This is a genomic window from Bacillus thuringiensis, from assembly GCF_001182785.1.
GTDB lineage: Bacteria > Bacillota > Bacilli > Bacillales > Bacillaceae_G > Bacillus_A > Bacillus_A thuringiensis_S.
This window is the reverse complement of record NZ_CP012099.1, coordinates 1,532,687-1,546,897: the sequence shown is the minus strand read 5'-3', so window position 1 is coordinate 1,546,897 and position 14,211 is coordinate 1,532,687. Positions and strand designations below refer to the sequence as shown.

Below are 14,211 nucleotides of genomic sequence, written 5' to 3'. Positions count from 1 at the left end.
GCTAGTTCTAACATATCATTTACTTTTTAAATATTCCACCAACGTTTGGTCCGATATTTGGACCAATTGGCGATACATTGTTTGGTAAAAATGGTGATACATTTGGTCCTGGTCCAAACGGTGACACATTCGGTCCTGGTCCAAATGGAGAAATTTGATGTCCGTGATGATGATGATGATGGCCATGGCCACACGGTCCACATCCGCCACCAAATCCTGGATCGATTGGGTCCACAACATTTACATTTGAATTTGTTTGTGGGAAGAAGTTTTGGTTTTTAATTTGTTGATGGTGTACATGTGTTGTATGTGTTGGGAAAATGTGTGGCACCACCGTTGTTGAAAAAGAGTGTGTTACGCATTGTTTCGTCGGATGAATGACAGGAGCAGTTGTACAAATAGGTCCTGTAGGCTTATGCCCTCCAAAGCAAGGATGACAATGATGCATAGTTTTTTCTCTCCTCTCTCGTTAAAAAAATCTGATTACACTTTACAGTATGAGAAAAGAGAGAAAGCCGTTTGTTATATATACCCATTTATTACAAGGAAATTTGTCTAGTCCTTTATTTCATATACAATACTTTCATAGACAACCCTTCAACATTACTTACCAAAAAAACCTCCAACTTGCTTTACAATACCTGTCACCTGATTCATCGCATTCATCATTTGTCCAGCTGTATTCATCATTTTATTTACATCATAGTTACCATCTGATGTTTTAAATTGAGAAACAAAACTAGAAAACTGACTTGGCTGTTGTTGCTTTTGTTTACTCTGCGTCGGATACGGTTGTTTTGGTGGATAAAACATCCCTTGTTGATTAGCATAGGCCGTTGGTGGTGGCATATAATATTGCGAATTCATATAAGGCTGCTGCTGTTGTTGATTCATGTATGGTTGCTGAGCTTGTGATTGTTGAGCTTGATTCACATAAGGTTGTTGAGCCTGATTCACATAAGGTTGCTGCTGTTGTGGTTGTTGAGCTTGATTCACATAAGATTGCTGCTGTTGTGGTTGTTGAGCTTGATTCATAAATGACACTTCAAACGGTTGATAATAATTTTGATTTCCATAATAAGGCTCGAAAGGATACATATTATACCGTAAATATGTATCCGTATTATATTGGTACATATTTTGCTGTGCATATGGATTCGTTTGCTGATATACGTTAGGTTGTTGAAACATGCATTCTCTCCTCCTTTACATAAGTTTCTACATATATAATATGTACCTATAAAATAATATGTGTGATGGAGTATCTGTCTATTTTTGTCGGAAGTTTAAATTTTTAAAAAATTAAGAAAGAAAACCCTTCCATGCTATGATAATTAAGAAGAAGATTCTCATGGGGGAGGAATCAACATGGTATTAGGGGATTTAAAACAAGCGTTTTCTCAAAAAAAGGGGTATTGCACAGAGAATGCAAATGAATTATTAGACTTTGCGAGACATTGGTATCTTGAAGGAAAAATATGCATATCAGATTATCGAACATTAATAAAAGAATTAGAAATAAACGGCGCAACAAAACCTACAACAATGACAGAAGCATAAAAATAACAAGAGGGTTCTCCCTCTTGTTATTTACATTGCTCAACTATATTTTGCAAAGTATACGAAACGGCTTGGTGTGTTTCAAAGAATCGTTTACCTTTACCTTTATTTACAAAGCATTGTAACACATTCGTTTGTAAATTATCGTATACTTGATCAATTTGCTGTACATGTATATACTTTGGCTTTTCTTCTTTAATCCACGTATAAGCTAATTCTTTCCACTTCTCTAATTCCTCATCTACCATATCTACAAACGGTTTCATATCCTTATAAAAATCGTATTCAATCAGTTCTCTTTTTTTTACATTCGCTTCATTATTATACTGCATGAGTTTTTCTGAAGACTGTATTAATGCTTCATTCTTCATTTCTTTCCCACCTTATTATGCACTCACTACGACGTTTTGAAATGTCTTTACCCAATTCCCTTTTTCTTCGTGATGCACTAATTTATTTTCCATATGTTCAATATGCATTTCTGTTATTTCTATCTTATTGCATATTTTTTCACTCGCACCCTTTAATGCATGATTCATTCTAATCCCTATATTCATTTCCAGCAAATCGAGAGAACTTAACATTTGATCCATTTTTTTCATTACATCTTCCTTCTGAACCATCGCCATATACAAAACGCCTCCTTCTTTGCTTTTCCTTTGTCATGTAATTTCGCCGAATGATTCACCACTCCTGCCCACATGACAAAACTAGTTGTTATTCGTCAAAGAAATCATTTCGTATGTCATTTATAGAAATGGTAACAATACAAAAAGGAGGTGTATTACAATGGCAAAGAACAAAAATGAAAAAAAGAAAAAACAAAACAAACAACAAAATAAACCCGAGACTGGCAATCCAAAGCTAGATGGTCCAAACTTCCCTGCTACATAAAGCGAGACTTTATTACGAACGGTTAAATTTCTAGTCACCCTTAATCTCCTACTAGCATTACGTTTTGAGATTAAAGTCGTAGCAAGCATAGCAGGATTATTTCAAATTAAGAAGTCCCGTCTTCAAAATGGAAGACGGGACTTCTTTTTTATTATATCATGAACTCATCCATCCTTTTAGCAAAACGATTTATGATAGATATCCTATAGATTTGTTCCCTCTTTCTTCTATACCATTCTGTTATATTAACTTCCCCTTTAGGTTCTTCAAGTACAAATAGCACATTCATTTTCATATTTGCACAAAACCAATCTCTCATTTTTATTTCTTCATGTGAAACAACAGAATAAACATCTCTAAGTGCTGGCGTACAAGATTTTCTAGTTTTCTTTGCGTAAAATTCATAATCTTCTCTAGACCCAGTATGTGTAGTTTGCAATGCAAACTTATAAAACGAACCATTATAAATCGGATGAAACAATAACCATGCTAATTTTTTTCCCAGTTCTATACGCTGTTGTAACGTTTCAAATTGATAAACCGAAAATCCATACATTCTCCCTTCAATTGTTGGGAAGATAACTGCACTAATATGAAATCTTTCTTGTACTTTAAAAAGTGCAGTATGGAATACATATTTTTTAAAATATGTATTCTCAATGACTGGTTTTTGAATTTTATTTTGTTCATTTATAATAAGCGCTGTCATAAGCCTATTCATATCTCTTCTTTCCCAGAAAAGTAACCATTCTTTTTCCATAAAAATTGATACACTGAAATATTGCAACAAATGAAAGAGAGGTGCACGGCTCTTCTTACTTTCCTCATACAATAATAACTGAGGAAATGCATCTAAGAAAATAATCCAATTAGCTTGTTCGTATAGAAGAAATAAATGTTTTTTTACCGTTTTAGGTAAAATAGTAGCATAATATCTCCCTTCCAAATCAGTCATATTCCATCCTGCATTTCTCGAAACCATACTCGCTAAAAAGGCCCACCTGATTTCACTATTTCTTAAATAATATTCTTGATAAGATTGCGTCCGAGAAATATTGTCCACATTAGCTATTTCTGTTTTCTTTTTAATATTGTAAATAATTTCTTTTTCTTCCTCTGTACAAAACTTTTTTTCTCGATTTTGTTTAATTTTCATATAATCATTCCCTGTAAACATGAATAAGTCATCATACCTTTCATCAAAAAGGTCACATCTTTTTTCATTTTTTGATATAATCACCTTTGTAAGTAATTCTTAACAAGTTGGGAGTGGACACACTATGACCATTCGTTACCCAAATGGAAAAAGGTATAATCAAGCTTCACAACCTCAAAAAACACCTATAAAAACACATACTTATAGTAATAGAGGTATGTCCCTTGAAGAGGAATTGAATGAAACAAATCAATATTACTTAACCCATAATATTGCATGTGTACATAAAAAACCTACACCTCTTCAAATTGTAAAAGTAGATTACCCCGCTCGAAGTGCTGCAGTGGTAAAAGAAGCGTATTTTAAACAACCTTCTACAACAGATTACAACGGTGTATACAAAGGGAAATACATCGATTTTGAAGCGAAGGAAACAAAAAATAAAACTAGTTTCCCACTTCAAAACTTCCACCTTCATCAAATTGAACATATGAAGCAAGTGGTTGCTCATAATGGAATTGCATTTGTTATTATTAAATTTACACTTTTTGATGAATTTTATTTATTAGATGCAAAACATATTATTGCATTTTGGAATCGTCAAAATACTGGTGGACGCAAGTCGATTACGAAAGAAGAAATAGAAGAGCATGGATCCTTATTATCATGCGGTTATCATCCTCGGATTGACTATATCCGTGTACTAGACACGGTTTATTTTTCGTGATAGAGTCATCACTAAGGCTCTTTTTTCGACTTTTGAGGGAGAGAATGAAAGGTAGGAGAAAGTATAATGTCAGATAATTATCGTTCTCGTACAGAACGAAATCATGTAAAAAATCAAGAGAAAAAAACACATAAAGAAGAAAAACCAAAGAAAAAAGGCTCCTTTTTCAAGAAATTCCTTATAGGTTGTCTACTTCTTGGTATCGTTGGTCTTGTAGCCGGCGTTTCCGCTTTCTTTGTTATGGTAAAGGACGCTCCAAAATTAGACAAATCCAAACTTGTTAATCCTTTATCAACAAAGTTTCTTGATAAAAACGGAAATTTCTTCTATGAATACGGTGCTGAAAAACGAACTCATGTTACTTATGATCAAATTCCAAAAGTAGTTGAAAATGCATTCCTTGCAACTGAGGATTCGCGTTTCTATGATCATAGTGGAATTGATTTTAAACGAACTACAAAAGCAGTTATGGAAAATGTCACTGGTGGTTTCGGTTCCCAAGGTGGTAGTACGATTACACAGCAAGTTGTTAAAAACTATTTTCTAACGATGGAGAAAACTGCTAAGAGAAAAGTACAAGAATGGTACTTATCTTACAAATTAGAACAACAATACTCTAAACATGAGATTTTAGAAATGTACTTAAATAAGATTAATTTAGGTAACCGTTCATACGGTATTGCGACAGCAGCGCAAAAATATTATGGTAAAGATTTAAAAGACTTGCAATTACATGAAGCTGCAATGCTCGCTGGTTTACCCCAAGGTCCTAACATTTATGATCCAACCAAAAAGGAAAATGTTGATCGAGCAACAAATCGTCGTAATGTCGTATTATCATTAATGAATCGACATGGTTATATAACAAAAGAAGAAATGAATAACGCCGTTAAGATCCCAGTAACGGAGGGCCTTCAACCGTCTTCAGAAGTAACTGAGATGAAGTATCAAGCATTTTTAGATGCGGTTGTAAAAGAAGTTGAAAAAGAATATCCTGATGTAAATATTGGTTCGGATGGTTTAACGATTCATACAACACTTGATCAAGATGCTCAAGATTACGCCGACAAAATTATGGATGGCAATCTTATTAAGTATCCGGACGATCAATTCCAAGGGTCATTCGTATTTATGGATACACAGTCTGGAGAAGTTCGAGCAATTGGTGCTGGACGTAAAGAAAGTAAGTCTACTTTCAAAGGTCATAATATGGCAACTGATTTAAAACGCCAAGTTGGTTCAACAATGAAACCAATTTTCGACTACGGTCCAGCAATTGAAAATTTACAATGGTCTACATACCATCAATTAAACGACTCAGAGTATACGTATTCCAATGGTAAGAAAATACAAAATGCAACAAAGAGTTACAAAGGTGACGTTTCACTACGTGAAGCTTTGAAAAAGTCATTAAACATTCCAGCTTTAAAGACAGCACAAACAGTTGGTCTTAATAAGTCAAAAGACTTCGCTGAAGGTTTAGGTATGACCTTTAAAGAAGGAAAAGTCTACGAATCAACAGCAATCGGTAGTAACGATAGTTCTCCACTAGAAGTAGCAGGTGCATATGCAACCTTTGGTAATAGTGGTAACTATAATAAACCACACTTCGTAAAAGAAGTAACCTTCCCGGACGGGAAAAAGAAAAGCTTTAAAACTAAAGAACAACGCGCAATGCAAGACTATACAGCTTACATGGTTACTGACGTTCTTCGTGACGTAGTAAAACCTGGTTCTGGTGGTACAGGTCCAACAGCATACGTTTCAGGTGTTGACGTAGCAGGTAAAACAGGAACACAAAACTTTGATGAATCAGTTCTTCAAAAATATGACATCCCAGCTGATGCCAACAGAGATAGCTGGTTTGCTGGATATACACCACAATACACAATGGCTGTTTGGACTGGTTACGAAAAAGATGGTCCAAAAAATTATGTTAGTGATCGCTCCACTAGAATTGCACAGCAAATGTTCCAAGTAATGATGAGCAAATTCGCTACAGATAAATCACGCTTTGAACGTCCTTCTTCTGTACAAGAAATAAACGGAGAGTTATACGTAAAAGGTGCGAAAAAAGATGCAATTAAACAAATTAAAGTAGATGCCCCTAGTGGTCTAAATGTCACTTTTGATGGCGCTAGCACAGTTACACTAAACTGGTCTGGACCTGCAGAAGTTGATGCATATGCAGCTAGCTATAAAGCAACTGACGGTTCAAGTGGTAGCCTATCAATAAGTGGTACGACAGCTACTCTTGGTGGTATTAAACCAGGTGTTACTTACAGCTTCTCTGTAGTAGCGAAAAAAGGCACTGGAACAAGCCCAGCAGTTGGTGCATCCTTCACTGCGCCTGGTGGAACTCCAGATGCGAAAAAAGCTGAAGAAGAGGCTAAGAAAAAGGCCGATGAAGAAGCTAAGAAAAAAGCTGATGAGGAAGCCCAGAAAAAGGCTAATGAAGATAAAGTAAAACAAGACGAAGCTAAGAAAAAAGCTGAAGAAGAGGCTAAGACACAACAACAACAGCAACAAGAACAACAACGTAAACAGCAAGAAGAAGCTCAAAAGAAAGCTGATGAGGAAGCTAGAAGGAAAGCTGAAGAAGAAGCCAAGAAAAAAGCTGAAGAAGAAGCTAAGAAGAAAGCTGAAGAAGAGGCAAAGAAAAAAGCTGAAGAAGAAGCTAAGAAACAACAAGAACAGCAACACCAAAATACCGGAGGAGATACACCTCACGCAGACGGTACTGTTGTTACAACAGAGTCCTAATAAACAAAAAAAGAAGTCCGTTTCTCTTAACGAGAAGCGGACTTCTTTTTTGTTATCATTTTCTTTACATACAGCTTTTCTATTTCGATATACAACTGCGCTAATTGAATATAAGAATGATAATTACTCGGTTTCTTTATTATGAATGAATATCTTTCCATAAAATTAACAGGTTGCACTTTTAATTTATTCGTATTTATTTGCATTTCATTCAAACTATGAACAGGTTGCTCATTTAGCCAATAGACAACCGATAACAAGTGAGCTGCAAAAAGAATCATTGGCTCCTCAGCCTCTTGCTTATTTCTATTTCGAAACAGTATAGCAATGTCTTCATGCTTATTTTTCCATACATTCAATATCGTTGGAATACTGTTTTCAATTTCCTTCCATGGCTCATACTGTCTTTCAATATCAAATATAAAGTAAGTATTTTGTATTATTTCTTCAAAAGACTTGGCTGTATGATACTCAATTGAATTTACGCTTTCTTTAAAAAATGGTAAGTAGTGAAATTCTGTCGGTATTTCTATAACTCGCTCCATCCCTTATTTCACCTTCATTCGCTTCTTTCCTTCACGACATACTTCTAACAGTCTGCACTCCTCACATTGCGGTCGTTGTGCTTTACAATGATAACGTCCAAAGAAAATCATACGATGATGCGTAACTCCCCACTCATCCATCGGTACTTTCTTCATTAACGTTTTTTCTACTTCTAACACAGAATCTTTCCATCTACAAATCGCTAATCGTTTACTCACTCGCTCCACATGTGTATCAACAGCAATTGCAGGAATCCCAAACGCTACAGAAACTACAACATTCGCTGTTTTCCTTCCTACACCGGGTAATTTCGTAAGTTCATCTCGATCGCTCGGTACTTCCCCATTATAGTCGTCTAATAACATTCGGCATAATTTTTGAATATTTTTTGCTTTATTTCTATACAATCCGATAGAGCGTATATCTTGTTGTAATTCTTCTAGAGAAACACTTAAATAATCTTCTGGTGTTTTATATTTTTGAAATAAATTTTTTGTCACTTTATTTACAAGTACATCTGTACATTGTGCAGATAACGCCACCGCGATTACAAGTTCAAATGGATTATCATGAACCAATTCACAATGCGCTTCTGGATACATATCCGCCATTGTATCTAAACAATAACGGATTTGCGTTTTGTTAAGCATATTTCTCCTCCTATATCACTGCTCCAACCAATTATAAAAAGGCACTTTTCCAGTAAATTTCGTCTCTTGTTTTGTCATTTGTTGTGCTCTTTGTTGATTCGCTCTAAATTTTTGACCTTGATTTTGAGCCTGATCTACCGTTTTAATTCCATTCTTTTTCCACTCAAATAAAATACGATCAATATATCGGAAATTTAGTTTTCCACTCATTACAGCTTCTCTAAGAGCCGCTTGAATTAAATTTGGATGATGTTGATCTTGGTCCTCCCACATTCCTAACGTTTCACATTCGAACGGCGAAAGTGGTCTTCCAAATTCTTTTTCAAATACTGTATATAAATTTACTTGCAGCTGTTTTTTCTCTTTTTGCTCTTCCTCTATTGATTCATCCATTAAGAAATGTAATATTTTTTCCCATAACGGTTGTAAAGAATAACTTTCGCACATTATCGCTTCTGATCTTTGTCCACCTTCTAGTGATAAAAAACCTTTTTGAATCAACGCTTGAATTACTTCCATACATTTCATTTCCGTTATCGTCATCCGTTCAGAAATCTCTGAAGGAGTCGGAAACGAATTACCTGATTCTAAAAATGTATGTACATGAAGTACAACCATAAATTCCGTCTCATTTAAACCTAATTTTTTATAATGCATCATAAGCAATTTTGGAATTGCAATGCTTCCCTGCTCAAACCAATGTAACATCATTTTCTTTTTCATCACCAAACACCTCGCTCTCTAGTATAACACACCTTTAGCTATTTCTTTTTGCCACAATTCGTCAAAAAAACCTCCCCATTAATAGGGAGGTTTTTTATATTACATGAATGAAATATACAATTAAGCTTGCACTTTACTTTTCATAAATGTATGGATGCGTTCTAATGCTTTCTCTACTTGTTCAAGAGATGTCGCATATGATAAACGAACATTATTTGGAGCACCAAATCCTGTACCTGGTACAAGAGCCACTTTTTCCTCTTCTAATAGAGCTTTTGCCCAATCATCAACTGTTGTATATCCTGATAAAGCTACAGCTTCTTTTACGTTAGGGAATAAGTAAAATGCACCTTGCGGTTTAATACAAGTAAAGCCAGGGATTTGAATTAATTTATCATAAATGATGTTTAATCTCTCTTCAAAGGCTTGACGCATTGTTTCCACAGGTTCTTGTGAGCCCGCATATGCCGCAATTGCGCCGTATTGAGCGATTGAAGTAGGGTTTGACGTACTATGACTCGCTAAGTTCGTCATCGCTTTAATAAGCTGCTTATTTCCTGCAGCATACCCAATACGCCATCCTGTCATAGAATGAGATTTAGATACACCATTAATAATAAGTGTTTGTTCTTTTAATGCATTAGAAAGCTGGGCAATTGAAGTATATTCTACGCCACCATAAATTAATTTTTCATAAATTTCATCAGAAACGATTAAAATATCATGTTCTAAACATACTTCTCCAAGCTGTTGTAATTCTTCTTTGCTATAAATCATTCCTGTTGGATTGCTCGGTGAATTAATAATAACTGCTTTCGTTTTCTCTGTAATTGCCTCACGCAGCTGCTTTGCTGTAATTTTGTACTCATTGTCTTCTAAACCTTCTACATAAACCGGCTTACCGCCAGCAAGCTTTACTTGCTCTGGATAGCTTACCCAGTAAGGAGTTGGAATGATAACTTCATCTCCCTCATCAAGTAATACTTGGAATAATGTATATAATGCATGCTTTGCGCCATTACATACAATAATTTCAGATGGATCATACGCAATACCTTGATCGCGAGTAAATTTCTTCACAATTTCTTGTTTTAACGATTGTAGTCCACCTGTTGGTGTATACTTCGTATGCCCTTCTAACATCGCTTTATGTGCAGCATCCATAATATGCTCTGGTGTATTAAAGTCAGGTTCCCCTGCCCCTAATCCAATTACATCATGACCTTCTGCTTTTAATGCTTGCGCCTTTGCTGTAATTTCTAAAGTTGAAGACGGTGTTAAAGCAGCTACTCGCTTTGCTAATTTCATTTGTAGTTCCCCCTACATCTATTTTTCAATGCTATATCGTCTTAAAAATTTCCCATCTTTAAATTCAAGATAGTAATAACTATAACGATTGTCATCATCAATATATGTAACTTCCCATAGTGGTACATCATTTTCAAAGCCTAATTTCACTTTCATAATTTCTTTCGGCTTACTTTTTGATTCCTTACTTTCATTGCCGACTTGTTCTAACGTTCTTTGTATAGCCTCTTTTTCAGAAATACCTTCGCTCTTTTTCCTTACTACAGTATCCCCTTTTTTCTCAGGCACCCAAACGATAAGTTGTTCTCCCTTTTCATCTGTACCTTGCACGACTATATATGCAGATTTTCCGTTGTAATAATCAACAGATTTCACCTTTGTAAGCTTTGCTTTTTCTTTAGCAATTTCTACAAATTTCGACTCTTTTGGAATTTTCTTTCCCATTGCTTTATTATAAACATACGCCCCATATATTCCGCTAGCAACGATAACAATAATGATTGCAAAGATCCACTTTTTCATTGTATCACTACGTTCTGTAAATCGTAAATACAGCTGTTTCTTTATCTTTTTCGTCTAATGCTAGTCCGAACATGAGGTCCTGCTCTTTTAACGTACGATTCAAACTATCAACAATTTTATACAAATCAGACGAATATTTAATACGCGTCGTTGATAGTACTTCGATTTTCTTCTCCATGAAAAAACTCCTCCGTTACACAAAAATTTCTAATTATAGAAGAACGCAATGCGGTTACAATAAGAGTACATTCTTTACAACCCCTGCTTCATCACCCATCTATTATAGCAGGACATGTACAGCAAAAAAAGGTTTCAAGTCGAAAACCAACACATTTTGTATACAAGAAGTAAGAAAAATAAAATTCCTCCTACCCACATTTTTTACGCCTGAAGTTTATAAGTACTTCAGGCGTATTTTTCTTCCATTTTTATTCATTTGATGGTTCTTCTAATTGTACTAATAATTCTTCTAATGGCCCTTCATAAAGAGATACGTTAGGGATCGATTGTAGAAATCGTTTTCCATAGGAAGAACTCGTCAAACGACGATCTAACACTACTACCGTTCCTGTATCTGTATTCGTTCGAATTAAGCGGCCGAATCCTTGTTTGAAACGTAATATTGCTTGTGGCAGCGCTAATTTAGCGAATACATCCTCACCTTGATTTTTTAGCCACTCACCTTTCGCTTCCATCATCGGCTGATGAGGAGGCGTAAATGGTAGACGGACAATAACAAGACAACTTAAGGCATCTCCTGGAATATCTATCCCTTCCCAGAAACTGCTCGTCCCTAATAAAATTGATTTGTCGAACTCTTGAAACTTTCGAATTAAGCGGCTTCGACTTCTATTATTCACACTTTGTGTGAGTAATAAAAAACCCTCTAATTCATCATTATTTTTTAAATTCGCATACGCTTCTTTTAACATTTCATACGAAGTGAATAAAACAAGCATTCTGCCCTTTGTGGCTTTCGCTATCTTTGCAATATGTTCCGATATAGATTCAATATATCGCTCATTACTTACTTGCTTAATAAAAGGTACATCCGTTGAAACCATTAATTTCATTTGTTCATCATAACGAAATGGCGACGGAACCTTTAAAGTATTTGGAGCGAAATCATGCAAACCAAGTTCCTCTTTTATATAATCAAACGTATCGTTAACTGTTAGTGTTGCGGATGTAAAAATAACACTCTTTTTTTCTGTTAAAAATTCATCAGCAAATCTTTCACCAATATGAACAGGCTGTGCATATAGAACTGTTGAATGAATCGTCCCTTTCGTTTCAGTCTCCATCCAAGTTACATACGAATTCTTTTCTAATACGAGTAACTGTAATGATTCTGCCATCTTTCTCAGCAACTCAATTAAATGCATAAATTCACCTGTTACAACATGCATCTCCCATTCTAACTTACTTTGCAATATATCCACTTGCTTCTCAAGAGCAGTTACTACCCTTCTTAATTCATATATAAAACGATTTGTTAATTCGACGATACTATCCCACAACTTACCTTTTTCTAGTTCTGTGTTATACCTATAGATGAGCGGCATATTATTCGTTCCTTGTTCTTGCTTTGTTTGTTTAAATATAAAAGTACGTAACATTTGGAAGAGTTCATCCGCATCAAACTTAAGTTCCTTCAAACTATAACTTATCATACGGAAAGTTGAACGAGATGCTTGCTCTGATTTTTTCATCATTTTATATACTTTGGAGAGTACATCTTCTGTTTCTAGCGTCCCAAGACGAGATATAACCAATTGAAAATACATACAAGAGAACTGTTCACCCAATGTTCTACTCGCAGCTTCTTCAATATGGTGAGCTTCATCAAAAATAATATGTTCGCATGAAGCAAACAGCGGTTCTTCACTTGAAAAATCTTGAAATAATAACGCATGATTTGTGATAACGATATCTGCAAATAAAGCTTTATTCTTCGCTCGCTGGTAAAAACAACGACTAAACCAATTACTTTGCATACCGCCCGGACTATACGCATCACTACAAATACGATTCCAAAGTAACTTTCCGCCCTCAGGAATATTTAATTCGTCTCGATCACCCGTTTCAGTTTGCAATAGCCAAACTAAAATCTTTGCCTTCGTAAGTGCCATATCATAATTTTTTTCTTCCTCTTGTAAAGCATACTCAAATTTGTGTAAGCAAAGATAATGCTTTCTTCCTTTTAGAAGAGCTGCCTCAAATGAAAATGGCATTATTTTTTGTAATAACGGTATTTCTTTTTCTAATATTTGTTGTTGGAGTTGTACCGTTTGTGTACTTATAATGACAGGTTCTTCTTTTCTCTTTGCAAAATAAAGACTAGGAAGCAAATACGCAAGAGTCTTTCCTGTTCCTGTACCGGCTTCAATTAGTGAAAAACGAGAATCTCTTAACGCCGTATATATCTCTTTCATCATCAGTTGTTGACTTTCTCTTCTATCAAACTTTGGCATATGTGATTCCAATTTATCCATCGTTTTATTCAAGAAAGCATCAAACTTTGATGGACACGTTTCTCCAAGGTTTAAAGAATAGTTCCGCTTTTTCAGCGCAATATTTCGATGTATTTCATACTCCGCTATATCTTCTTTACCATGCATTACTTTCTTTAAAATATTTTCAGAAAGCACATCAGCTATATCACTTTGGAACACGTCGCTTAATTCATAAAGCGATTGCAACGTGACAAGTGGTAACTTTTCAATTTCATTTAAAAATTGTAAAAATAATTCCGCTGTTGCAAGAGCATCACTATCCGCACGATGTGGTTGATCATGTTCTAGTTCATGCTTCTTAGCTAAATCACGTAATTTATAACTATCAGCTGTCGGTAAAAGAATTTGAGCCAATTCAACCGTGTCGATTTTAGGACAATGTATTTCTGTATATCCAGCTTGCCTTAATTCTTCATTTAAAAAATTCCAATCAAAGTGAACATTATGCGCAACGAAAGCCGCACCTTGTAATAGCTCAACAATCATCGGGGCTACATCTTGAAATAACGGGGCTTGTTTTACAAGACTTTCATCAATCCCTGTTAATTCTGTAATAAATGGTGGGATCTCTCTTTTTGGGTTAACAAAAGACGAAAAAATCTCCAATATCTCTCCATCTTCTACTACAACAGCTGCAATTTGGGTAATTTTATCCTTCCCATCTTTCCAGGAGTTCCCTGTCGTCTCTAAATCAACAACGACATAACGCTTACTCATATATGTAACACCTCAATTTCTTACCTTTCAAACAACAATAATTTATATAATGTTACTATACCACGTTTTATCTCATCTTAATGAAAAGATGCACAAAAAAGCTATCTCCGCAATGGAGATAGCCTTTCT

The 14,211-nt window shown here is 35.2% G+C and carries 15 protein-coding genes; 3 read left to right on the top strand and 12 right to left on the bottom strand.

Going from position 1 to position 14,211, the window contains the following annotated elements; genetic code table 11:
• Nucleotides 1–19: 19 nt before the first annotated feature.
• The gene (locus AC241_RS08205) at nucleotides 20–448 is read right to left on the bottom strand and encodes a CotD family spore coat protein (RefSeq protein ID WP_016084316.1); all 429 of its coding nucleotides are present in this window, start codon (nucleotides 446–448) and stop codon (nucleotides 20–22) included.
• 155 nt (nucleotides 449–603) lie between these two features.
• On the bottom strand, nucleotides 604–1,191 hold the full coding sequence (locus AC241_RS08200) for a YppG family protein (protein ID WP_050843105.1): 588 nt from the start codon (nucleotides 1,189–1,191) through the stop codon (nucleotides 604–606).
• Between the two features lie 177 nt (nucleotides 1,192–1,368).
• Between AC241_RS08200 and AC241_RS08195 the strand changes: the two genes are divergently transcribed.
• Entirely contained in the window at nucleotides 1,369–1,560 is a 192-nt protein-coding gene (locus tag AC241_RS08195) for a YppF family protein (RefSeq protein ID WP_000242652.1), read from the top strand.
• 26 nt (nucleotides 1,561–1,586) lie between these two features.
• On the opposite strand, the gene AC241_RS08190 is transcribed toward AC241_RS08195, so the two are convergent.
• From AC241_RS08190 to AC241_RS08180, 3 genes are all read right to left on the bottom strand, one after another.
• Complete coding sequence (locus AC241_RS08190) at nucleotides 1,587–1,931, bottom strand: YppE family protein (RefSeq protein WP_000786937.1); 345 nt, start codon at nucleotides 1,929–1,931, stop codon at nucleotides 1,587–1,589.
• A gap of 15 nt (nucleotides 1,932–1,946) precedes the next feature.
• Nucleotides 1,947–2,189 (bottom strand): hypothetical protein, encoded by a 243-nt coding sequence (locus AC241_RS08185; RefSeq protein ID WP_016082241.1) that lies wholly within the window; start codon nucleotides 2,187–2,189, stop codon nucleotides 1,947–1,949.
• 416 nt (nucleotides 2,190–2,605) lie between these two features.
• Nucleotides 2,606–3,631, bottom strand: coding sequence for a DUF2515 domain-containing protein (locus tag AC241_RS08180; protein WP_050843103.1), 1,026 nt, complete (start codon nucleotides 3,629–3,631; stop codon nucleotides 2,606–2,608).
• A 103-nt stretch (nucleotides 3,632–3,734) separates the two neighbouring features.
• Here AC241_RS08180 and recU point away from each other — a divergent pair, with 103 nt between their 5' ends.
• Together recU and AC241_RS08170 are read left to right on the top strand one after the other, a co-directional pair.
• The gene (recU, locus tag AC241_RS08175; protein WP_000155599.1) at nucleotides 3,735–4,337 is read left to right on the top strand and encodes a Holliday junction resolvase RecU; all 603 of its coding nucleotides are present in this window, start codon (nucleotides 3,735–3,737) and stop codon (nucleotides 4,335–4,337) included.
• Between the two features lie 66 nt (nucleotides 4,338–4,403).
• Entirely contained in the window at nucleotides 4,404–7,100 is a 2,697-nt protein-coding gene (locus tag AC241_RS08170) for a PBP1A family penicillin-binding protein (RefSeq protein ID WP_050843102.1), read from the top strand.
• 26 nt (nucleotides 7,101–7,126) lie between these two features.
• Here AC241_RS08170 and AC241_RS08165 read toward each other — a convergent pair whose 3' ends face one another.
• The 7 genes from AC241_RS08165 to dinG all read right to left on the bottom strand — a co-directional run bounded on the left by AC241_RS08165 (nucleotide 7,127) and on the right by dinG (nucleotide 14,082).
• Complete coding sequence (locus tag AC241_RS08165) at nucleotides 7,127–7,645, bottom strand: YpoC family protein (RefSeq protein ID WP_050843100.1); 519 nt, start codon at nucleotides 7,643–7,645, stop codon at nucleotides 7,127–7,129.
• Between the two features lie 3 nt (nucleotides 7,646–7,648).
• Nucleotides 7,649–8,296 carry an endonuclease III gene (gene nth, locus AC241_RS08160; protein WP_016082245.1) on the bottom strand — a complete coding sequence of 216 codons (648 nt, stop codon included), beginning with the start codon at nucleotides 8,294–8,296 and terminating at the stop codon, nucleotides 7,649–7,651.
• A gap of 15 nt (nucleotides 8,297–8,311) precedes the next feature.
• Nucleotides 8,312–9,019 (bottom strand): DNA replication protein DnaD, encoded by a 708-nt coding sequence (gene dnaD / locus AC241_RS08155; protein WP_050843098.1) that lies wholly within the window; start codon nucleotides 9,017–9,019, stop codon nucleotides 8,312–8,314.
• A 120-nt stretch (nucleotides 9,020–9,139) separates the two neighbouring features.
• Nucleotides 9,140–10,327: an aspartate transaminase AspB gene (aspB, locus tag AC241_RS08150; RefSeq protein ID WP_029441861.1), complete on the bottom strand. Its 1,188-nt coding sequence runs from the start codon at nucleotides 10,325–10,327 to the stop codon at nucleotides 9,140–9,142.
• An 18-nt stretch (nucleotides 10,328–10,345) separates the two neighbouring features.
• Nucleotides 10,346–10,849: a cell wall elongation regulator TseB-like domain-containing protein gene (locus tag AC241_RS08145; protein WP_000758740.1), complete on the bottom strand. Its 504-nt coding sequence runs from the start codon at nucleotides 10,847–10,849 to the stop codon at nucleotides 10,346–10,348.
• 7 nt (nucleotides 10,850–10,856) lie between these two features.
• Nucleotides 10,857–11,027, bottom strand: coding sequence for a YpmA family protein (locus tag AC241_RS08140; RefSeq protein WP_000412179.1), 171 nt, complete (start codon nucleotides 11,025–11,027; stop codon nucleotides 10,857–10,859).
• 250 nt (nucleotides 11,028–11,277) lie between these two features.
• Nucleotides 11,278–14,082, bottom strand: a complete 2,805-nt coding sequence (gene dinG / locus AC241_RS08135) for an ATP-dependent DNA helicase DinG (protein WP_050843096.1) — start codon at nucleotides 14,080–14,082, stop codon at nucleotides 11,278–11,280.
• Nucleotides 14,083–14,211: the final 129 nt, after the last annotated feature.